This window comes from Pseudomonas sp. EZ-C24, assembly GCF_014525325.1.
GTDB classification, from domain to species: Bacteria; Pseudomonadota; Gammaproteobacteria; order Pseudomonadales; family Pseudomonadaceae; genus Aquipseudomonas; species Aquipseudomonas shirazensis.
Window position 1 is genome coordinate 101,244 of the sequence record NZ_JACDIU010000012.1, and the last position, 20,943, is coordinate 122,186.

Annotated in this window: 23 protein-coding genes; 16 read left to right on the forward strand and 7 right to left on the reverse strand. The window is 63.3% G+C overall.

Annotation, left to right across the window (positions count from 1 at the left end; genetic code table 11):
- Together IDM28_RS07260 and IDM28_RS07265 are read right to left on the reverse strand one after the other, a co-directional pair.
- The gene (locus tag IDM28_RS07260) at window positions 1-345 is read right to left on the reverse strand and encodes an EscU/YscU/HrcU family type III secretion system export apparatus switch protein (protein ID WP_150569760.1); all 345 of its coding nucleotides are present in this window, start codon (window positions 343-345) and stop codon (window positions 1-3) included.
- Window positions 342-1,907, reverse strand: coding sequence for a flagellar hook-length control protein FliK (locus IDM28_RS07265; protein ID WP_188035630.1), 1,566 nt, complete (start codon window positions 1,905-1,907; stop codon window positions 342-344). Before IDM28_RS07265 ends, IDM28_RS07260 begins: the two co-directional genes overlap by 4 nt.
- Window positions 1,908-2,052: 145 nt before the next feature.
- Between IDM28_RS07265 and ccmA the strand changes: the two genes are divergently transcribed.
- From ccmA to IDM28_RS07335, 14 genes are all read left to right on the forward strand, one after another.
- On the forward strand, window positions 2,053-2,685 hold the full coding sequence (gene ccmA, locus IDM28_RS07270) for a cytochrome c biogenesis heme-transporting ATPase CcmA (protein WP_101317915.1): 633 nt from the start codon (window positions 2,053-2,055) through the stop codon (window positions 2,683-2,685).
- A complete protein-coding gene (ccmB, locus tag IDM28_RS07275; RefSeq protein ID WP_188035631.1) occupies window positions 2,682-3,350 on the forward strand; it encodes a heme exporter protein CcmB in 669 nt (222 codons plus the stop codon). Before ccmA ends, ccmB begins: the two co-directional genes overlap by 4 nt.
- Before the next feature lie 56 nt (window positions 3,351-3,406).
- Window positions 3,407-4,174 (forward strand): heme ABC transporter permease, encoded by a 768-nt coding sequence (locus IDM28_RS07280; protein ID WP_101317917.1) that lies wholly within the window; start codon window positions 3,407-3,409, stop codon window positions 4,172-4,174.
- A complete protein-coding gene (gene ccmD, locus IDM28_RS07285) occupies window positions 4,171-4,347 on the forward strand; it encodes a heme exporter protein CcmD (protein WP_150569758.1) in 177 nt (58 codons plus the stop codon). The genes IDM28_RS07280 and ccmD overlap by 4 nt, the downstream gene beginning before the upstream one ends.
- Complete coding sequence (gene ccmE / locus IDM28_RS07290; RefSeq protein ID WP_103436670.1) at window positions 4,344-4,799, forward strand: cytochrome c maturation protein CcmE; 456 nt, start codon at window positions 4,344-4,346, stop codon at window positions 4,797-4,799. Before ccmD ends, ccmE begins: the two co-directional genes overlap by 4 nt.
- Before the next feature lie 11 nt (window positions 4,800-4,810).
- Window positions 4,811-6,784 carry a heme lyase CcmF/NrfE family subunit gene (locus IDM28_RS07295; protein WP_178080824.1) on the forward strand — a complete coding sequence of 658 codons (1,974 nt, stop codon included), beginning with the start codon at window positions 4,811-4,813 and terminating at the stop codon, window positions 6,782-6,784.
- The gene (locus IDM28_RS07300; RefSeq protein WP_188035632.1) at window positions 6,781-7,317 is read left to right on the forward strand and encodes a DsbE family thiol:disulfide interchange protein; all 537 of its coding nucleotides are present in this window, start codon (window positions 6,781-6,783) and stop codon (window positions 7,315-7,317) included. Before IDM28_RS07295 ends, IDM28_RS07300 begins: the two co-directional genes overlap by 4 nt.
- Window positions 7,314-7,790 carry a cytochrome c-type biogenesis protein CcmH gene (locus IDM28_RS07305; RefSeq protein WP_101317928.1) on the forward strand — a complete coding sequence of 159 codons (477 nt, stop codon included), beginning with the start codon at window positions 7,314-7,316 and terminating at the stop codon, window positions 7,788-7,790. Before IDM28_RS07300 ends, IDM28_RS07305 begins: the two co-directional genes overlap by 4 nt.
- Complete coding sequence (gene ccmI / locus IDM28_RS07310) at window positions 7,783-8,979, forward strand: c-type cytochrome biogenesis protein CcmI (protein ID WP_188035633.1); 1,197 nt, start codon at window positions 7,783-7,785, stop codon at window positions 8,977-8,979. The genes IDM28_RS07305 and ccmI overlap by 8 nt, the downstream gene beginning before the upstream one ends.
- An 11-nt stretch (window positions 8,980-8,990) precedes the next feature.
- On the forward strand, window positions 8,991-9,410 hold the full coding sequence (locus IDM28_RS07315) for a hypothetical protein (protein WP_188035634.1): 420 nt from the start codon (window positions 8,991-8,993) through the stop codon (window positions 9,408-9,410).
- A 117-nt stretch (window positions 9,411-9,527) separates the two neighbouring features.
- Window positions 9,528-10,466: a 2-hydroxyacid dehydrogenase gene (locus tag IDM28_RS07320; protein WP_101317934.1), complete on the forward strand. Its 939-nt coding sequence runs from the start codon at window positions 9,528-9,530 to the stop codon at window positions 10,464-10,466.
- Between the two features lie 39 nt (window positions 10,467-10,505).
- Complete coding sequence (locus IDM28_RS07325; protein ID WP_150569754.1) at window positions 10,506-11,294, forward strand: PhzF family phenazine biosynthesis protein; 789 nt, start codon at window positions 10,506-10,508, stop codon at window positions 11,292-11,294.
- A gap of 28 nt (window positions 11,295-11,322) precedes the next feature.
- Window positions 11,323-11,661: an FKBP-type peptidyl-prolyl cis-trans isomerase gene (locus tag IDM28_RS07330; RefSeq protein ID WP_101317938.1), complete on the forward strand. Its 339-nt coding sequence runs from the start codon at window positions 11,323-11,325 to the stop codon at window positions 11,659-11,661.
- 164 nt (window positions 11,662-11,825) lie between these two features.
- Complete coding sequence (locus IDM28_RS07335; protein WP_150572706.1) at window positions 11,826-12,485, forward strand: histidine phosphatase family protein; 660 nt, start codon at window positions 11,826-11,828, stop codon at window positions 12,483-12,485.
- Window positions 12,486-12,500: 15 nt separating this feature from the next.
- Here the strand turns inward: IDM28_RS07335 and IDM28_RS07340 are convergent, their stop codons facing one another.
- The 3 genes from IDM28_RS07340 to IDM28_RS07350 form a co-directional block, all read right to left on the reverse strand.
- Entirely contained in the window at window positions 12,501-13,229 is a 729-nt protein-coding gene (locus IDM28_RS07340; RefSeq protein WP_150569752.1) for an aspartate/glutamate racemase family protein, read from the reverse strand.
- Window positions 13,230-13,245: 16 nt separating this feature from the next.
- Window positions 13,246-14,778, reverse strand: coding sequence for an NCS1 family nucleobase:cation symporter-1 (locus IDM28_RS07345; RefSeq protein WP_188035635.1), 1,533 nt, complete (start codon window positions 14,776-14,778; stop codon window positions 13,246-13,248).
- A 470-nt stretch (window positions 14,779-15,248) separates the two neighbouring features.
- Window positions 15,249-15,689, reverse strand: coding sequence for an Lrp/AsnC family transcriptional regulator (locus tag IDM28_RS07350; protein WP_101317946.1), 441 nt, complete (start codon window positions 15,687-15,689; stop codon window positions 15,249-15,251).
- A 132-nt stretch (window positions 15,690-15,821) separates the two neighbouring features.
- Here IDM28_RS07350 and IDM28_RS07355 point away from each other — a divergent pair, with 132 nt between their 5' ends.
- A complete protein-coding gene (locus IDM28_RS07355; RefSeq protein WP_150569751.1) occupies window positions 15,822-16,727 on the forward strand; it encodes a DMT family transporter in 906 nt (301 codons plus the stop codon).
- A 51-nt stretch (window positions 16,728-16,778) separates the two neighbouring features.
- Window positions 16,779-17,705, forward strand: a complete 927-nt coding sequence (locus IDM28_RS07360; protein ID WP_188035636.1) for a class I SAM-dependent methyltransferase — start codon at window positions 16,779-16,781, stop codon at window positions 17,703-17,705.
- Window positions 17,706-17,747: 42 nt separating this feature from the next.
- Here the strand turns inward: IDM28_RS07360 and IDM28_RS07365 are convergent, their stop codons facing one another.
- Both IDM28_RS07365 and IDM28_RS07370 read right to left on the reverse strand, forming a co-directional pair.
- Window positions 17,748-19,778 carry a mechanosensitive ion channel family protein gene (locus IDM28_RS07365; protein ID WP_101317950.1) on the reverse strand — a complete coding sequence of 677 codons (2,031 nt, stop codon included), beginning with the start codon at window positions 19,776-19,778 and terminating at the stop codon, window positions 17,748-17,750.
- A gap of 126 nt (window positions 19,779-19,904) precedes the next feature.
- On the reverse strand, window positions 19,905-20,903 hold the full coding sequence (locus IDM28_RS07370) for a sulfate ABC transporter substrate-binding protein (RefSeq protein ID WP_150569750.1): 999 nt from the start codon (window positions 20,901-20,903) through the stop codon (window positions 19,905-19,907).
- Window positions 20,904-20,943 lie beyond the last annotated feature (40 nt).

A 20,943-nucleotide genomic window follows, 5' to 3' on the forward strand; every position in this document is an offset into this window, starting at 1 on the left:
TCAGCCACGTTTGGCCGGCGGCGCCAGCAGGGCAGTGGGCGGGGTGATGTCGCGCGGTGTCGCATCAGCCTCGGCAAACCCGACCGGGACCTTGCCGCGTAGCTGCCAGGCAAAGGCAATGATCTCGGCGATGGTCAGGTACAGCGCCTCGGGGATCTGCTCGCCCAGTTCCAGGCGTGCCAGCAGCCGCACCAGTTCGGCGTTCTCGTAGATGGGCACGTCGTGCTCGCGGGCAATCGCCAGGATCGCCTCAGCCAGCTCATCGTCACCTTTTGCGCTCAATGTCGGTGCCTGTTGACCGTCATAGCTCAGGGCAATGGCCTGACGTGATTGCTTGTCACTCATGCGGTCTCATCCACCCAGCGTTGTTCGACACGTGTTTTCGGACCCTGTGGCGGCGTGCCAGTGTGGCATTGCAGGTCACCGACTTCGAGACCGCGATCAAGCAGGCGTGTGCGCAAACTGCCCAGTTGGCTGTCGATCAATTGCGCGGTCTGCGCAAGCTCCGCCCACAATTGCCCGGACAAGCGGCCCTGACTGAGCTGCGCCTGCACCTGCAACGGGCCGAGCGGCGGCAGGTCGAAGGCCAGCTCGATGCGCCACAACGACTCGAGCGGATCGCGTTGCTCGCGCTGGCCGTCAGCCTGTTGCTGCGGGGTTTCTTCGCGCTGCAGCTTGGCTTGCAAAGGGATGAACTCCTGGCCGTGGCGGATCGGGATTTCGGCCTGCCAGGTGGTCTGCAGGTTACCGTTTTCGCTCACACCGGTCTGTTGCAGGCTGCTCAGGGCGTGGCTCTGCAAGCGCGACACGGCAGCCGCAGCCAGACGCAGCAGTTGCTCCAGATCGCCTTCCTGCTCCAGGCTCTGCAGCAACCGTGACGGTAGCGGGAAACTGCCTGGTTGCGGTCGGGGGCTGACCCGGTCAAGCATGCCCAGTGCACTGCGGGCGAAGCCGGGCATCACCTGCGCCAAAGTATTGGCAGCAACGGTGGGGTTGCTCATGGGGTTGGCGGCGTTCGGCAGCGCCTGCGCAACCAGCCTGATCAACTGCGCTTTGAGGTCTGGGGCGATACCCGCAGGCAAACCGGCCAACAGCTTCGCCTCAAGAAAACCACCACTGTTACTCAATGCCTGCGCCACGCCTTTGGGATCGCTGAGCTGGCGCGCATCCGGCAGGCTAGCCAGCAGGCGCTCGGCGCTGGCGCGCAGTAGGCTGCCCGTGTCGGGATCGCTGGCGAGCTGCTGCAATGCGCTGAGCACACCGGGCAGCGAAGCTTGCCGAGCCTGCTGGTTGGCCAGTTGCTGGCTGATCAGCAACTGATCCTGACGCCCGCTCAACGGCACGAAGCGCAGTGACTGGTCGCCCTGCACCAAAGCGCTGAGCAGGCTGCCCACCGGCAACGGGCGCGGGCTGTCGATACTCAGGGTGGCGCCGGCCTGGCTGCTGTTGAGCAGGCTGACCAACGCGCGAAAACTGGCAGTTTCACCGGGGTTGACTGGCAATGCCTGGTTGCTCAGGACCTTGCCCTGCAGCAGGGTACCGATCGGCACCTGGCTGGTGTCGAGGCGGGTGAGGGTGCTGACATTGTTGGCGTTGGCCTGCTGCACCATGACTGCCAGGCGATTGCTGTCGGCCTGGCTCAGCAGCAGCTGGCTGCCCGGAGCCAATGGTTGGCTGGCGGTGGTCTGGACCTGGGTCTGAGTACCGTTGGCGGCAGTCAGGCGCAGCAGCAACTGAAAGTCGACGCCAAGCTGGCGCAGCGACATGACCTCGGCCTTGGCAGTCTCGCCGGGCGCGATCAGCCCGGGCTGCGGTTGCAGCAGGCGCAGCAGTTCGCCGGTCATGGCAGCTTTGGCTGCCTGCGGGGCGATTGCGCTTTGTGCGCCGAGACTATTGATTTCAGTCATGATTGTATACAACCTGTCGAAGCAGCCCTCTTGGCAGCGCGGCGGCGCGTGTAATAATGCCGGCCACGTCGCCCACCACTGTCAGTATAACGGCAGGCCAGGGGGCGACTTGAGACTCAGGCTCCACACAGAATAAGGCGGTACCGTGACCCTTGACCTTCGAGCCACCGGCCTGGCGTGCGAGCGCGACTGGCGCCTGCTGTTTGAACACCTGGATTTTCAGCTGGGCCCAGGCGACATGCTGCAGATCAGCGGCCCCAACGGCAGCGGCAAAACCAGCCTGCTGCGGCTGTTGGCCGGGCTGATGCAGCCCACCGCCGGGCAGATCCAGCTCAATGGCCAGCCGTTGGCCGAGCAGCCGCAGGCACTGGCCAGCATCCTGCTGTGGATCGGTCATGCGGCGGGTATCAAGGATTTGCTCACGGCCGAAGAGAACCTCGCCTGGCTCTGCGCGCTGCATCAGCCGGCCAGTGTCGAGGCGATCTGGCAGGCCCTGGCCGCAGTCGGCCTGCGCGGTTTTGAAGATGTGCCCTGCCACACCCTATCCGCCGGCCAGCAGCGGCGGGTGGCGCTGGCGCGGCTGTACCTGGCCGGGCCGCCACTGTGGATTCTCGATGAGCCGTTCACCGCCCTCGACAAACAGGGCGTTGCGCAGCTTGAAGCGCACCTGGCCGCGCACTGCGAGGCGGGCGGCACAGTGGTGTTGACCACGCACCACAGTCTCACGCTCAAGCCTGCCGGCTATCGTGAACTGAATGTGGGGCAGTGGGCCGCATGAGTGTATTCGTCCTGTTGTTGCGCCGCGAAGCGCGCCTGCTGTTCCGCCGCCCGGCCGAGTTGGCCAACCCGTTGGTGTTTTTCGCCATTGTGGTGGCGTTGTTCCCCCTTGCCGTCGGCCCCGAGACGCAATTGTTGCAAACCTTGTCGCCTGGCCTGGTCTGGGTAGCCGCGCTGCTTGCGGTACTGCTGTCGTTGGACGGCTTGTTTCGCAGCGATTTTGAAGACGGCTCGCTGGAGCAATGGGTGCTGTCGCCGCATCCACTGGCGTTGTTGGTGCTGGCCAAGGTGCTGGCGCATTGGATCTTTTCCGGGCTGGCGCTGGTATTGTTGGCGCCGCTGCTGGCGCTGATGCTGGGCCTGCCGTCGAGCTGCCTGCCGGTGCTGCTGGCCTCGCTGCTGCTGGGCACGCCGGTGCTGAGCCTGCTCGGTGCAGTGGGCGCGGCGCTGACCGTGGGCCTCAAACGCGGTGGTTTGTTACTGGCGCTACTGATTTTGCCGTTGTATATCCCAGTATTGATCCTGGGCAGTGGCGCCTTGCAAGCGGCGTTGCAGAATATGCCCGCCACTGGCCACCTGTTGTGGCTGGCCAGCCTGACTGCCCTGGCTGTGACCCTGGCACCCTTTGCGATAGCGGCCGGCCTGAAGATCAGCGTCGGCGAATAACGAGATCTGGGCCTACGGCAGAATGCTCAAGGCCCAGCCAAGACCGGATGTACCTGATGAAAATAAGCTGGACGTGGTTCCACAAGCTCGGCTCGCCCAAATGGTTCTACGCCATCAGCGGGCGCATGCTGCCCTGGCTGACGGTGGCCGCTGTGCTGTTGCTGACAGTCGGCATGGTCTGGGGCCTGGCCTTTGCGCCGCAGGACTATCAGCAGGGCAACAGCTTCCGCATCATCTATATCCATGTGCCGGCGGCCATGCTGGCGCAGTCCTGCTATGTGCTGCTGGCGGTGGCTGGTGTGGTCGGGCTGGTGTGGAAGATGAAGATCGCCGACGTTGCCCTGCAGTGCGCTGCGCCCATCGGCGCCTGGATGACCGCCGTGGCGCTGGTCACCGGGGCCATCTGGGGCAAGCCGACCTGGGGTAGCTGGTGGGTCTGGGATGCGCGCCTAACGTCGATGCTGATCCTGCTTTTTCTGTACTTCGGCATCATTGCGCTGGGCCAGGCGATCAGTAATCGTGACAGCTCGGCCAAGGCTTGTGCGGTGCTGGCGATCGTGGGCGTGATCAACATCCCGATCATCAAGTATTCGGTGGAGTGGTGGAACACCCTGCACCAGGGCGCGACTTTCACCCTCACCGAAAAGCCGGCGATGCCCGCAGAAATGTGGCTGCCGCTGCTGCTCACCGGGCTTGGCTTCTACTGCTTCTTCGGCGCTGTGCTGCTGCTGCGCATGCGCCTCGAGGTGCTCAAGCGCGAGGCCCGCGCCAGCTGGGTTCGTGAAGAAGTGCTGAACAGCCTGGGGCGGAGGGCAGCATCGTGAATTTTGCCTCGTTCAGCGAGTTTCTCGCCATGGGCCACCACGGCTTGTACGTATGGTCGGCCTACGGCATTTGCCTGGCAGTGCTGGCGCTCAATGTCGCCGCACCACTGTTGGCCCGCCGTCGTTATCTGCAAGAAGAGGCGCGTCGTCTGCGCCGGGAGAACAATCAGTGAATCCGCAGCGCAAGAAACGCCTGTTGCTCATCGGCGCCCTGCTGGTCGGGGTCGGCGTCGCCGTTGGCTTTGCCCTGAGTGCCCTGCAGCAGAACATCAACCTGTTCTACACCCCGACCCAGATCGCCACCGGCGAAGCGCCGCTGGACACGCGCATTCGCGCCGGTGGCATGGTCGAGAAGGGCTCGGTGCAGCGCTCGGCTGACTCGCTCGACGTGCGCTTTGTGGTCACCGACTTCAACAAGTCGGTGCCGATCACCTATCGCGGCATCCTGCCGGACCTGTTCCGTGAAGGGCAGGGCATCGTTGCCTTGGGCAAGCTCAATGCCGATGGCGTGGTGGTGGCGGATGAAGTGCTGGCCAAGCACGATGAAAAGTACATGCCGCCTGAGGTGACCAAAGCACTCAAGGAAAGCGGCCAGGCGGCCAGCGGCGCGGAGCAGAAGCCATGAATGCTGCCCTGATAGTGCCCGAACTGGGTCAGTTGGCGATGATCCTGGCGATCTGTTTCGCCGTGGTTCAGGCCAGCGTGCCGCTGCTCGGCGCCTGGCGCGGCGACAGCCTGTGGATGAGCCTGGCGCGACCTGCCGCCTGGGGCCAGTTCGCTTTTCTGGTGTTTGCGTTCGGCTGCCTTACCCATGCGTTCATGACCGACAATTTCTCGGTAGCGTACGTTGCCAGCAACTCCAATACCGCTTTGCCGTGGTACTACAAATTCAGCGCAGTGTGGGGCGCGCATGAAGGCTCGTTGCTGCTGTGGGCATTGATTCTGGGCGGCTGGACCTTCGCCGTGTCGGTGTTCTCGCGCCAGTTGCCACAAGTCATGCTCGCCCGCGTACTGGCGGTGATGGGCATGATCAGCGTGGGCTTCTTGTCGTTCCTGATCGTCACCTCCAACCCATTCCAGCGCCTGTTGCCGCAGGTGCCGGGCAACGGCCGTGACCTCAACCCGCTGCTGCAGGACTTTGGCCTGATCGTCCATCCGCCAATGCTGTACATGGGCTACGTCGGCTTCTCGGTGGCCTTCGCCTTCGCTATCGCCGCCTTGCTCGGTGGCCGCCTGGATGCCGCCTGGGCGCGCTGGTCGCGGCCATGGACCATCGTCGCCTGGGCGTTCCTCGGGGTCGGTATCACCTTGGGCTCGTGGTGGGCGTACTACGAACTTGGTTGGGGCGGCTGGTGGTTCTGGGATCCGGTCGAAAACGCCTCGTTCATGCCCTGGCTGGTGGGCACCGCGCTGATCCACTCGCTGGCCGTCACGGAAAAACGCGGCGTGTTCAAGAGCTGGACGGTATTGCTGGCGATCGCCGCATTCTCGTTGAGCCTGCTCGGCACGTTCCTGGTGCGCTCCGGCGTGCTGACCTCGGTGCACGCCTTTGCCGCCGACCCGGAGCGCGGTGTATTCATCCTGATCTTCCTGCTGTTTGTCGTGGGTGGCTCGCTGACCCTGTTCGCTCTGCGCGCGCCGGTGGTGAAAAGCCAGGTCGGCTTTGCCCTGTGGTCGCGAGAAACCTTGCTGCTGGCCAACAACCTGGTGCTGGTGGTGGCTGCATCGATGATTCTGCTGGGTACGCTGTATCCGCTGGTGCTCGATTCCCTGACCGGGGCCAAACTGTCGGTCGGCCCGCCGTATTTCGATGCGCTGTTCCTGCCGTTGATGGCATTGCTGATGGTGGTGCTGGGGATCGGCGTGCTGGTGCGCTGGAAGGACACGCCGGGCAAATGGCTGGCGGGCATGCTCACACCGGTATTGATTGGCAGCGCAATTCTGGCGCCGATTGCCGGGCTGATTGCCGATGACTTCGACTGGCCGGCGCTGGCGACCTTTGCCCTGGCGGCGTGGGTAGTGCTCGCCGGCCTGCGCGACATCTTCGACAAGACCCGCCACAAAGGCCTGGGCAAGGGCGTGCGCGGCCTGTCCCGCAGCTATTGGGGCATGCAGGTCGCGCATCTGGGCCTGGCTGTGTGCGCCCTGGGCGTGGTGCTGTCGAGCAACAACAGCGCCGAGCGCGACCTGCGCATGGCGCCGGGCGAGACGGTCGAGCTTGGCGGCTATCACTTCCTGTTCGAAGGCGCCAAGCACTTCGAAGGGCCAAACTTCATCTCCGACCGTGGCACCGTGCGGGTTTCCAAGGACGGTCGCGAGGTCAGCGTGCTGCACCCCGAGAAGCGTCTGTACACCGTGCAGCAGTCGATGATGACCGAGGCCGGGATCGATGCCGGTTTCACCCGCGACCTCTACGTGGCCCTCGGCGAGCCGCTGGAAAACGGCGCCTGGGCCGTGCGCGTGCACATCAAACCGTATGTTCGCTGGATCTGGCTGGGCGGTCTGCTGACCGGCCTGGGCGGGCTACTGGCAGCCTTCGACCGGCGTTACCGGGTCAAGGTCAAGAGCCGCGTGCGTGAAGCCCTCGGCGCGACTGGAGCAACTGCATGAAGCGTTGGATGATGGTCCTGCCGTTGGCGGTGTTTCTACTGCTGGCGGTGTTTCTCTACAAGGGCTTGTTCCTCAAGCCCGATGAGCTGCCGTCGGCGATGATCGGCAAGCCATTCCCGGCCTTCTCGCTGGCCTCCACCCAAGGCGAGCGCAGCCTGACCCAGGCCGACCTGCTCGGCCGGCCGGCGCTGGTCAACGTGTGGGCCACCTGGTGCCCGTCGTGCAAGGTTGAGCATCCTTATCTGAACAAGCTGGCCGAGCAGGGCGTGGTCATCCATGGCGTCAACTACAAGGACGATAACGCTGCGGCGTTGAAGTGGCTCGCCGAGTTCCACAATCCGTATCAGCTGGATATCCGCGACGAGCAGGGCACTCTGGGTCTGGACCTTGGTGTGTATGGTGCGCCGGAGACCTTTCTGATCGATGCCAAGGGCATCATCCGCTACAAGCACGTCGGCATCGTCGATGCCACGGTCTGGCGCGAGCAGCTGGCGCCGCTGTACCAGGGCCTGGTCGATGAGGTCAAGCCATGAAGCGCTGGTTGGCAGCAGCCGTGCTCGGCCTGAGCCTGGTGAGCGTGGCCAAGGCCGCGATCGACACCTATCAGTTTCGTGACGACGCCGAGCGCGAGCGCTATCAGCAACTGACCAAGGAGCTGCGCTGCCCCAAGTGTCAGAACCAGGACATCGCTGACTCCAATGCGCCGATTGCCGCCGACCTGCGTCGGGAGATCTTCCGCATGCTCGGCGAAGGCCAGAGCAATCAGCAGATCGTTGCCTTCATGGTTGATCGCTATGGCGACTTCGTCCGTTACAAACCGGCCTTGAGCGGGCGCACCTGGCTGCTCTGGTTCGGCCCGGCAATTCTGCTGGCGGGGGGCTTTGTCATGTTGGCGGTGATTGTCCGCCGGCGCCGGCAGCCGGTGGCAAGCGGCAGCGCGCAGCTGTCGGTGGAAGAACGCGAACGTCTCGCCAAACTGTTGGATAAAGAAGCTACCCATGACTGAATTCTGGCTTGGCGCGGGCCTGTTGTTGCTCGCCGCCCTCGGCTTTCTGCTGATCCCGATCCTGCGTGGCCGTGGCCGCCAGCAGGAACAAGACCGTACCGCCCTGAACGTGGCGCTGTATCAGGAACGTGTCGCCGAACTGAGCGCGCAGCAGGCTGCCGGCGTACTCGATGCCGAGCAACTGGCCAGCGGCCGTGATGAAGCCGCGCGGGAACTGCTGGCCGATACCGAAGGCGCCAGCGAACCGCGCCAGGGTCATCTGGGGCGGGCGGTACCGCTGTTGGCAGCGTTGCTGGTGCCGGTGATGGCGGTGGGGCTGTATCTGCATTTTGGTGCTGCGGACAAGGTCGAGCTGACCCGTGAGTTTGCCCAGGCACCGAAAACCATGGACGAGATGACCAGCCGCCTCGAGCGCGCGGTGCAGGCCCAGCCGGATTCAGCTGAAGGCCTGTACTTCCTCGGTCGTGCGTACATGGCTGACCAGCGCCCGGCTGATGCGGCGAAGATCTTCGAGCGTGCCGTCGCCCTTGCTGGTCGCCAGCCAGAGCTGCTCGGGCAGTGGGCCCAGGCGCTGTACTTTGCTGCCGACAAACAATGGAGCGCACAACTGCAGGAGCTTACCGACGAAGCGCTCAAGGCTGACCCCAAGGAAGTCACCAGCCTCGGCCTGCGCGGCATCGCCGCGTTCGAAGGCGAACGCTATCAGGAGGCCATCGACTACTGGCAGCGCCTGCTGGCGCAATTGCCTGAGGGTGATGCCTCGCGCGCCGCGTTGCAGGGCGGCATCGATCGCGCCGCCGACAAGCTCAGCGCCGCGCCAGGCAAAGCGGCCGCACCAGCTGTATCGCCCGCGCGCTTGCAGGTACGGGTCGAGCTGGCCACAGCGCTGCAGGGCAAGGTTCAGCCGAGCGACACGGTGTTCATCTTCGCCCGCGCCAAAAGCGGCCCGCCGATGCCGTTGGCGGCCAAGCGGGTGACGGTGGGCCAGCTGCCGATCGAAGTTGAACTGTCAGACGCTGATGCCATGATGGCGCAGATGAAACTGTCCGATTTTGCCGAAGTCCAACTGGTTGCACGGGTGTCCCGCGCAGGCCAGCCGACTCAAGGCGAATGGATCGGCCAGAGCGCGCCGATGAGCAATCGCACGCCGGGCATTCAGCACCTGACAATCGACAGCCCTGACCAATAAGAGAGCCCACCATGAAGCATGCCGTCCGCTTGACCCTGATCACCCTGGCCCTGGGTCTGTCTGCGTGTACGGTGCGCGAGCCGGTCCAGCAGCCGCTGCCACCGGTCGAAGGCGTGCCGCCGCGCCAAGGGCCGGCGGTCACGCCATTGCCGGGTAGCAAGCCGGGTACGCAGCCGAGCAAGCCAACCCCAGCGCCGAAGGCCATGCCGCGCACTTCGGCCAGCTTCGCGCCACCGCCAGGTGGTGCCAGCCACTGGGACCCGAAAATGGGCGTGTATGTGCTGGAGAAAAAAACCAACACCTTCTACCGTCAGCGCACCTATTACCGCTATGACGGCGGCTGGAGCTGGTCGCTGAGCCCGGAAGGTCCATGGCAGGAAACCGACAGCAGCGGTGTGCCCGGTGGCCTGGGTCGCGCCTTCGCGCAATAAGCATCTGCAGCCCCTCTCTACCAGGGCCGGTACAGTACAGTTGAAGGGCAATTCTTCGATTGACTGTACTTGCCCCTGACCCCGCATAATCCCTCCTCGCATAGAGCCGGAGGGTGCATGAGCAAGACAGTCCTGGTACTGGTTGAAACCGTCGACGATTACCTGCCGCTGCTGGAGCAGGCGGGCTATCGACTGATTCGTGCGCCGAATGCGCAGCTGCGCGCTGCGGCCATCGCTCAGCAGGCCGATGAGATCGACGCGGTGCTCACCCGCGGCCCACTTGGTCTGACTGCCAGCGAGATTCAGGCGCTGCCACACTTGCAGATCATCTGTGTGATCGGTGCCGGCTATGAACAGGTCGATCTGACCGCCGCTGCAGCTCGTGGCATCACCGTCACCAACGGCGCCGGCGCCAACGCTGCAGCAGTCGCCGATCACAGCCTGGCCCTGCTGCTGGCCTTGTTGCGCAATATCCCCAACGCTGACGCAAGCACTCGCCGCGGTGAGTGGAACCGGGTGATCAGCCCGTCGGTGTCGGGCAAGCGCCTGGGCATCATCGGCCTCGGTGCTGTTGGCCAGGCGATTGCCAAACGCGCGTCGCTGGGCTTCGACATGCCGGTCAGCTACCACAGCCGTACACCTCGTAAAGAGCTTGCCTACACCTGGTACGACAGCCCGCTGCGTCTGGCCGAGGCGGTCGACATCCTCGTGATTGCTACACCCGGCGGCGCTGCGACGCAGCATCTGGTCGACGCCGATGTGCTCAAAGCACTCGGTGCAGAGGGCTACCTGGTCAATATCGCCCGCGCCAGTGTGGTCGACAGCGCCGCCTTGCTCGAGGCGCTGGAGCAGGGCTGGATCGCTGGCGCGGCACTCGATGTATTCGACGACGAACCCAATGTACCCGACGCCTTCAAGGCACTCGGCAACACCGTGCTGACCCCGCATGTGGCCGGGCAGTCGCCCGAGGCCGCACGCGATACGGTGACCCTGGTGCTGCGCAATCTGCAGGCGTTTTTTGCTGGCGAACCGGTGCTGACCCCCGTTCGCAGCTGAATTTTTACCCGGCCAGTCATGGACAGTGGAGCTTATTGCATGCAACTCGAGATCTTTCAGGTAGACGCTTTTTCCAGCAAACCTTTCGGCGGTAACGCGGCAGCAGTGATCCCGCTGGAGCAGTGGCTGGACGATGCCACCCTGCAGCGCATCGCCGAAGAGAACAACCTGTCCGAGACTGCCTACTTCGTCAAGCACGGCGACGGCTACCAGCTGCGTTGGTTTACCCCGGCGGTGGAAGTCGACCTGTGCGGGCACGCCACCCTGGCCTCGGCCTGGGTGTTGTTCGAGCAACTTGGCGAGCAGGCTGAGGTGCTGCGCTTCAGTACCCGCAGCGGCGAGCTGCGGGTCAGCCGTGGCGCTGACGGCATGCTGGAAATGGACTTTCCGGCCAAGCAGCCGCAGCCGGTAGCGACCCCGCCAGGCTTGCTGGAGGCGCTCGGTCTGGACAGCGCACGTGAGGTGTACCGCAGCGATGACTACCTGGTGGCGATTGACGACGTGTCGTTGATCGAGACCCTGCGCCCGGACTTCGCCGCGTTGGCAGCCTTCGATGTGCGCGGTATTGCGGTGACTGCGCCGGGCCGCGGTTTTGACTTCGTCACCCGCTGGTTCGGCCCTCGGGTGGGCGTCAATGAAGACCCGGTGACCGGGTCGGCGCACACTTCGCTGGCACCGTACTGGGCGCAGCGTCTGGAGCAAAGCAGCCTGCGCTGCGAGCAGGGCGGTGCGCGCAAAGGCCAGTTGCACTGTGAGGTGCTCGGCAACGGCCGGGTTATCATCAGCGGCCACGGCGCGCTGTACCTCAAGGGCAGCGTGTTCATCTGAGTGCAGCGCAGCTTTCCCAAGGAGCTTCATGAACAACGAATTACAGATCACCGACCTGCTCGAAGGCGACGGCAAGGCTGTGGTCAAGGGCGCATTGATCACCACCCAGTACACCGGCTGGCTGGCCGATGGCAGCGAGTTTGATTCCTCCTGGTCGCGCGGCAAGCCGTTCCAGTGCGTGATCGGCAGCGGCCGGGTGATCAAAGGCTGGGATCAGGGCCTGATGGGCATGCGTGTCGGCGGCAAGCGCAAGCTGCAGGTGCCGGCGCACCTGGCCTACGGCGAGCGCAGCGTCGGCGCGATTCCGGTCAATTCCGACCTGACCTTCGAGATCGAATTGCTCGAAGTGCTGACCCGCGACGACTGAAACTGTAACAACTTCACCCGGCAAGTTTGCCCCGGCGAATGAATTTCGTTCACATTTCTAGGTCAAGATGGTCCCGCTTGCACGGCTGGCTCGCCAGCCTGTGCAGGTGATCACGAAATGCAGGCACGGACGCCTTCCTTCTTTTGTCGGATGAGTCCATCGCCATGAAGTTGCTGCAGTCCTTGCGACGCCGTCATCTCTACCTTGCCACTGCGTTTGCGGCAGTCCTGGTGCCCCTGACCTATGCCGTGGTGCACAACCATGAAGAGCCGGTCGATGGCACCCAGACTCTGGTGTTTCTGCGCCACGCAGAGAAGCCTGGCGAAGGTCTTGGCCAGCTGAATTGCCAGGGTCTGAATCGGGCCATCGAGTTGGCCAGTGTGCTGCCGGAGCGGTTCGGCGATGCCGATTATGTCTTCGCTGCCAACCCCTCGCGGCACGTCGAAGAGGGTAGCCAGGACCAGCGCTACAGCTACATTCGCCCGCTGATGACCATCAGCCCCAGCGCCATTCGCCTCGGTCTGCCGGTCAATATCGACTTCGGCGCCAATGACTACGACGAGTTGGCCGACGAGCTGCTGACCGACAAGTACCGCAACGCCACCGTCTACACCGCCTGGTCGCACGGTTACCTGCCTGATCTGATCAATGCCGTGGCCGGCAAGGCCCTGGGTGACGAGCGAGTCATCACCGAGGACTGGAGCAACGAGGATTTCGACAGTTTGTATGTGATTACCCTGACCTGGCACGACGGCAAGGCGAGCATGCTCAGCCGTAACGTGCGTCAGGGTCTGGATGGTGGCAACAAGGCCTGCCCGACCTGAGCCGGGCAGGGCTGATCAGCGGCCCAGGCGCATTGGCCAGCCGACGACCTTTTTCACCCGCGGGGTCGCGTAGGTGCGTACCTTGGAGGTGCTCAGGCCAAGCCGCACCAGCGACTCGGCAATGGTTACCGCAGCGCTGACACCATCCACCACCGGCACCCCGGTGCGCTGGCGAATCTGCTCGTCGAGGCCGGCCATGCCGCCGCAACCAAGGCAGATCACCTCGGCTTTGTCGTCGCGTACAGCGCGTTCGGCCTGTTCGACGATGGCATCCACTGCCCGCTGAGGGTCCTCTTCAAGCTCCAGCACCGCCAGGCCACTGGCCCGTACCGAGGCGCAGCGGTCATACAGCCCGGAGAGTTTCAGGCGATCTTCGATCAGCGGTACGGTGCGGTCCAGGGTAGTTACCACCGAGTAGGCGTGGCCGAGGTACATGGCGGTGCTGGCGGCGGCGTCAGTGATGTCTACCACTGGCACATCGAGCAGCTCCTGCAGCCCCTCGCGGCCATGCTCGCCGTAGCCTGCCTGGATCACCGCGTCATAGGGCTGGTCGTAAGCCAGTACGCGGTCCATCACGGCGATGGCCGCCAGATAACTTTCGAAATTGCCCTCCACCGACTCGGCGCCAAAGTACGGCGTCAGGCCGACGATCTCGGTGCCTGGCGCGGCGACGCTGCGGGCTTGCTCGGCAATAGCCTCGGTGATGGCTGCGGTAGTGTTGACGTTGACGATAAGAATGCGCATGCAGATTCTTCCTTGATCAATGGCTGCTGTGGTCGACGGCGATGCACTCGCCGCTGACGTCGTGGTATTGGCGATTGCGCGGGGCAATCAGCAGGTACAGCGCAGCCGCGATGCCCGCACCGATCAACCAGGAGAACGGCGCCACGCCGTGGAAGTTGGGTACCAGCGCAAGGATGATGGCCAGCAGCGCCGCCGGTGCGAAGGCCGCCATCGCCCGCCAGTTGATGCCGCGGGTGTAGTGATAGGCGCCAGCCGGGTTCTCGCTGTACAGCTCAGGCACGTTGATCTGGCCTTTGCGCAGCAACCAGTAGTCGGCCATGATCACCCCGTACAGCGGGCCGAGCAGGGCGCCCAGGCCGGACAGGAAGTAGACGATCACCAGTGGGCTGTTGTAGAGGTTCCACGGCAGGATCAGTACCGCCAGCGTGGCGCTGATCAGGCCGGCGCGGCGGAAGTTCAGGTGGCGCGGGGCGAGGTTGCTCAGGACAAATGCAGGGGCGACGAAGTTGGCCATGATGTTCACCGCGACGGTGACGATCAGGAACGCCAGGCAACCCAGTACCAGAAACAGCGTATTAGGGATGGTCGCAACGATCTGGGTGGGGCTGTCGATGATGTGGCCGTTGATCTTGAACTGTGCACCGCTGAGCACCACGGTGATCACAGCGAACACCAGGATGTTCACTGGCAGGCCCCAGAAGTTGCCGACGCGGATGGTCTTGCGGCACGGCGATGAGCGGGCGAAGTCGCAAAAGTTCAGCACCAGGGTGCCGTAGATCGCCAGCCACAAGGCACCACCGGCAAAGATATTGCGCCACATTTCGTATCCGGTCAGCGGCTCGGACACCGACCAGGCGATGCGTGTGTCGGCCTGGAAGTACATCCAACCGGCCAGGCTCGCGACTGTCAGCAGAATCACTGGGCCGGCGAAGCCTTCATAGCGGCGCACCATTTCCATGCCGTAGGCAAGGATCACCAGCTGCACCAGCCAGATCGCGACGAAGCACACCCAGCCCAGGCTCGACAGGCCAAGGATGCTGTCTTGATCGTATGCGGCCACCTGCGGCCAGATGGCGGTGAGCAATACCCGCAGTACCACCGAGGCGAGATAGGTCTGGATACCGAACCAGGCGATGGCGATCACGGCGCGAATCAATGCCGGCAACTGTGCGCCGTGGATGCCGAAGGCGATGCGGCTGATGACCGGGAAGGGCACACCCGTCTTCTGCCCCATGTAGCCAGACAAGTTCATGAAGAAGTACACCAACACTGCGCCGATCGCCAGCGACAGGAGAATCTGCCAGCCACCCAGGCCGAGCGCGAACAGGCCCATGGCGAACGAGTAGTTGGCGATGTTGTGCACATCGTTGGTCCACAGCGCGAAGATGCTGTAACCGCCCCAGCGTCGGCCCTCGAGACGGGTCGGCGCGAGGTCGCGGTTGTGCAGGCGCGGGCTGAGTTCGAGGGCCGGCGATGCGCCGGTCAAGGTTGACGGCTGGGCGGTGCTGGCGACGGATAGTTCAGGGGCAATGTCGAGGCTGCTACTCATTCCGGCGGCTCCTGATGCGCAGGTTGCAGTGAGGGGCGAGAGTGCACGGTCTCGTCTGGTCACGGCTGAACCTTGGCATCACTGGGTTCTGGAGGCTGCGGCCTGCTTGGGGCAGGCGCTGCGCGTTGTTGTGTATTTAGGTTTTGTTCAAGTTGTATACAAAACACAAGCACAGCAAAGCCAGTTCCATGCCATCGGGTGTGCAAGTTCACAATTTACTGTTCCGTGAACTCTTTATTTAAATCTCTAACTTACTGAATTAATTTGTTTATAAGTTGACCGATTGAACAAGTTAAATTTTTTACCAACTTACATTACTGATCAATCGGTCAAATTATCTCGCGCCGCGCGTGTAACGTCTTGGTGCTGTGCTTCCCAGAAGTGCACACAAAAATGGCACCTTAGGTGACAATCCTGTGTACAAAAAATAAGCAGCACAATCTGGCCGTGCCGGTCTGCAGGAAAGCCGCTCACTCGGCCATCGGCGGCAGGCGGCGTTTCACCGGGCTCTTCTTGATGATTGCGGTGTTGGTTTCGGCCAGGACATTGATGCGGTCGAGCAAGCTGTCCAGTTGCTCCATCGAGCGCACATGCAGGCGGGCGATAAAGCAGTCCTCGCCGGTCACTTTGTCGCACTCGGTGAACTCGGCAATCGCGATGATCTGGCGCTCGACTTCCTGCAGTTGGCCGGGCAGTGGGCGGATGCGCACAATCGCCTGCAACTGATAGCCGAAACAGCGCGGGTCGATCTCGACGGTGTAACCGCGGAGCACGCCGCGCTCTTCCAGCCGGCGCAGCCGCTCGCTGACGCTGGGCGCTGAAAGCCCGCTGATCTGCGCCAGCGCCTTGAGCGAGCGACGCGAATCCTCCATCAGGGCGGTGATCAGCAGTTGGTCGATGGCATCGGTCATAAGCACCTCGTTAGGTAAAGCCTCTAATTTGCCTTGATCGTAAAGGTGAATGGCGATTTTTGCCTTGGTTATCCGCTAGAAGGCGGCAGCTTGCCCTCGTCATACTGTTGACATCATCAACGGAGGTGGCCGATGGACAGTTCAATACGCCGTGGTTCGCTGGAAATGATCGTTGCCATGCTTATTTCCGGGACGATTGGCTGGTTCGTACTGGTGTCCGGGCAACCGGTGCTGGAGGTGGTGTTCTGGCGCTGTGTGTTCGGCGCGGGGGCGTTACTGGTGATCTGCGCGAGCCTGGGCCTGCTCAAGTCCGGCGTGATCAGCCGCGGCGCCGTGTTGCTGGCGATTGTCAGCGGGGTGGCTATCGTCGGTAACTGGGTGCTGCTGTTCGCCTCGTATTCGCGGGCGTCGATTGCCATCGGTACTGCGGTATACAACGTGCAGCCGTTTCTGTTGGTCGGCCTGGCTGCGGTGTTTCTCGGCGAGAAGATCACCCTGGCCAAACTGAGCTGGCTGGGGGTGGCGTTCGTCGGCATGCTGGCCATCGTCAGTGCCCACGGCAACGGCCAGAGCAGTGGCAGCGACTATCTGCTGGGGATTGCCCTGGCCCTTGGGGCGGCGTTGCTGTATGCGGTTGCGGCGTTGATCATCAAGCGCCTGAGCGGTACGCCGCCGCACTTGATCGCGCTGATCCAGGTCAGCACCGGCATCGTCCTGTTGGCGCCGTGGGTCAAGCTTGGCGGGTTGCCCGCTGAACTGCCGGCGCTGGCCAGTTTGCTGACCCTGGGCATCGTCCATACCGGGCTGATGTATGTGCTGCTGTACAGCGCGATCCAACGTCTGCCGACTGCATTGACCGGCGCGCTGTCGTTCATCTACCCGATTGCGGCGATCCTGGTCGACTGGTTCGCCTTTGGCCATCGGTTGGCGCCGTTGCAGTGGCTGGGGGTGGCGTTGATTCTGCTGGCCGCTGCCGGCATGCAACAAGGCTGGTGGTTTCGCGCCCCGGTCAAAGCGGCGCCAAGCCCATGCGACTGAGCGCAGTTGAAGCGGGTAGAATGCCCTCTTTTGAGCCTCAGCGACGCGCCCATGACCTCCGTGATTGATACCCTCGAGCAGCACCTGCTCACCGCTCTCGACCCTGCTCCGTTGGAAACCCGGCGCCTGTTCCATGGCCGTGGCCGCTGCTGGGCAGGGCTTGAGCAGATCACGGTCGACTGGCTGCAGGGGGTGTTGCTGGTGGCGTTGTTCCGCGAGCCACCCGAGGGCCAGCTGGCTGAGCTCGAGGCGATGCTGCGGGCACTGGCCGAGCGCCCACTGTGGACCGGCGAGGCGATTTTGATTCAGCACCGTTACCTGCCCGACAGCCCCGGCCAGTGGTTGCTCGGCGAGCCGGTGCAGCAGCGTGAGGTGGTCGAAGACGGCCTGACCTACCTGCTCGATCTGGGCGTGCGCCAGAACAACGGTCTGTTTCTGGACATGCGCTATGGCCGGCGCTGGGTGCGTGAGCACGCCGCTGGCAAGCGGGTACTCAATCTGTTCGCCTATACCTGCGGTTTCTCGGTGGCGGCAATCGCCAACGGCGCTGCTCAGGTGGTCAATCTGGACATGGCCAAGTCGGCACTGTCGCGTGGACGCGAGAACCATCGGCTCAATGGCCATGATGTGAGCCAGGTGGCGTTTCTGGGTCATGAACTGTTCAAGTCATGGGGCAAAGTGCGCAAGTACGGGCCGTATGACCTGATCATCATCGACCCGCCGACGTTCCAGCGCGGCAGCTTTGTGCTGACCCAGGACTACGCGAAAATCCTGCGCCGCTTGCCCGAGTTGCTCAGCGCAGGCGGCACGGTGCTGGCGTGTGTCAACGACCCGGCGATTGGCTCGGACTTCCTGATCCAGGGCATGGCCGAACAGGCACCGGGCTTGCAGTTCATCGAGCGTCTGCAGAATCCGCCGGAGTTTGCCGATGCTGATCCTGAGGGTGGCTTGAAGGCGCTGGTGTTCCGCCAACTATGAGCTGCCGCCCTCGACAGCGAGGGCGACAGTGCTTGGCAGGTTTCAGGCAGGCAATGCGCGGGCCTGGGCGGGCATCGGGTAGACCTGGGCGAAAGCGACGTTGTCGGTTTGATCGACGCGCTTTTTCAGGCGTTCGTTGAAGGCTCGGCTGACCGCGTACTGGCCACCGGAAATGGTTCGGAACTGCGCGGTCAGGACGAACCCGTTAAGGTCCATACGGTCGACGCCGAACACCTGCAGCGGCCCTTGCAGGTTGATCCGCAGCAGTGGGTCTTCGCTGATCGACTTGCCCACTTCGTGAATCAACGCCAGCGACTGATCGACGTCACTGTCGTAGGTGAACTGCACCGAGAAGAACGCATAGGCAAACTGCCGCGACTGGTTGGTAACCGCCTTGATCTGGCCAAACGGCACCGAGTGGACGAAGCCCTTGCCGTCGCGCAAGCGCAGGGTGCGGATGGTCAGGCTCTCGACCGTGCCGGCGTGGCCGGAGTCGAGCACCACCCAGTCACCGATCGAAATGGTGTCTTCGATCAGGATGAACAGCCCGGTGATCACATCCTGCACCAACTGCTGCGAACCAAAGCCGATGGCCAGGCCAATTACCCCGGCACCGGCCAGCAGCGGCGCAACGTTGATGCCCAGGTTGGCCATGGTGGTGATGGTGCAGATCACTACCAGGATAACTTTCACCGCATTGCGCAGCATCGGCAGGATGGTGCGCACGCGAGTGCTGGGCTGGCGCGAGCTGCGCTTGCCGACGGGTGGCTTCAGCGCCTCTTGAATGGCGGTGTCGAGCACCACCCACAGCAGCCAGGTCACCAGCAGGATCAGGCCGATACTTGAAATCGAGTTACTGATGGCCTGGCCGAGGCGGTTGCTCAGGGCAAAGTCGATCACCGAGAAACCCCAGATGCGCCCGAGCAGCTCGATAAAGGTAATCGCCATGGCGATGCGCAACAGCGCATGGGCGAGGCTGCGTAGCAGCTCCTTGTAGGGGCGGACCTTCTGCTGCGTATCAACCTTGCGTGACGCCAGCAGGTGTTGCAGCAGGGTGCTGAGGAACAGCGTGGCCACCAGTAGCACGGTAGTCAGCAGGGCATTCTGCAGGGCTTTCTGGCTCTCTTCGCCGGCACCGATCAGGTTGATCGCCGAGACCAGAATCATCATCAGGATCGGCAGGTACCACAGCTTGGAGAAGATCCGCAGGGTCTCCTGCACTGCACGGTGGTGCAGGCGATCATGCAGGTCGCGGTTGCGGATCAGGTGACCCACCGGCCGGCGCAGGCGCAGGACCAGGCTGGCAAAGATGAAGGTGGCGATAAGGCCGGTGATCACGGCGATGCTGGCGGTGATATTGCCGCCGACCTGGCGAGCGATCTGCGGGCTGGTCAGCGCGTCGCTCCAGGCCGCGAGAAAGCCGATCATGAACAACGCACGCGGTGCCATCTGCCTGATCACGGCGACGGCAGGGCGTTTGTGGCCTGCATCGAACAGGGTGATCAGGCAGAGGATGATCGAAGTCGAGAACAGGCCGCTGCTGGTCGCGTAGGCCAGGCTCAGGCCGAGTGCGCGGGCAATCGATGGGTCGAGAAAGCGGCTGGCATACAGCGTCAGCGGCAAGCTCGCCAGGGCCGGCAAGGTATAGGGCAGCAAGTACCTCAGCAAGCCACGCAGGCGCTTGCGCCGTTGCAGCAGGGCGGTGCGCGCGCAGCGGGCGGCGAGCCAGCGGCCGAGCAGGCTGAGCAGCGAGAAACTGGCGGCCCAGGCTATCGTCAGCAGAACAAAATCGCCGATCAGTTGCAGGCCGTCGTGCCCCGAGTGGCGGTCGACCAGGCGCTCCACCTCTTTGCTGGCGCGGTCGGTGCGCAGGCGCCAGGTGTCCAGCACATGGGCATCGAGGTCGAGGTCTTTGGCTGCACTGTCGAGGCCATCGGCCAGGGCACCCAGCAAGCCACCCTGCAACACCGGAGCAGGTTCTTCGGCGGGAGCTTCGGCAGGCGCGGGGTCAGCGGCGTAGAGTGAAGTGCTCAGCAATAGGCTGAGAAGTAGCGGGGTTAGCAAGCGCAGCACTGGAGTACTCCTTGGGCCGTGGCGGGCGTGGGGGGTTACTCAAGGAACTGATTGCCGAAGGCGAGGGAAGTTCGATGCAATCCGGGCCATGGCCTGGCCCGGATTGCTCTGGCAAGCGTCAGTCGATCACTGGCCGGTGTAGATCTGGTCGAACACGCCACCGTCGTTGAAGTGGGTCTTCTGCACCGTGCGCCAGTCACCGAAGGTCTTCTCTACCGAAAGGAAGTCGACTTTCGGGAAGCGGTCGGTGTACTTGGCCAGTACCGCTGGATCACGCGGGCGCAGGTAGTTGTTGGCAGCGATTTCCTGGCCTTGTGGCGACCACAGGTACTTCAGATACTCTTCGGCGGCGGCGCGGGTGCCCTTCTTGTCGACCACCTTGTCGACCACGGTGACCGGCGGCTCGGCTTCGGCCGATACGCTTGGGTAGACCACTTCGAACTGATCGCGACCGAATTCGCGGGCGATCATTTCGGCTTCGTTTTCAAAGGTGACCAGCACGTCGCCGATCTGGTTGGTCATGAACGTGGTGGTAGCCGCCCGGCCACCGGTGTCGAGCACTGGCGCCTGCTTGAACAGTTTGCCGACAAAGTCCTTGGCCTTGTTTTCGTCGCCGCCGTTTTTCAGCACGTAGCCCCAGGCCGAGAGGTAGGTGTAACGGCCGTTGCCGGAGGTCTTGGGGTTGGGCACGATCACCTGGACGCCGTCCTTGAGCAGGTCAGGCCAGTCTTTCAGCGCTTTCGGGTTGCCTTTGCGCACGATGAACACGGTGGCCGAGGTGAACGGCGCGCTGTTGTTTGGCAGGCGCGTGACCCAGTTGTCCGGGACCAGCTTGCCGTTGTCGACCAGGGCATTGATGTCGGTCGCCATGTTCATGGTGATGACGTCAGCCGGCAGGCCATCGATCACCGAGCGCGCTTGCTTGCTCGAACCGCCGAAGGACATCTGCAGGTTGATCTTCTCTTTGTGCTCGGCTTCCCAGTGCTTCTGGAAAGCGGCGTTGTAGTCCTTGTAGAAATCGCGCATCACGTCATAGGAAACGTTGAGCAGCGTCGGCGCGGCCTGGGCCAGGTTGCCCAGGGTCAAGCCTGCGGCGAGCAGCGAGGCGGTAAACAGTTTTTTCACGACGCGATCCTTGTTCTTGAAACAGTTAATGGCAGAGTGC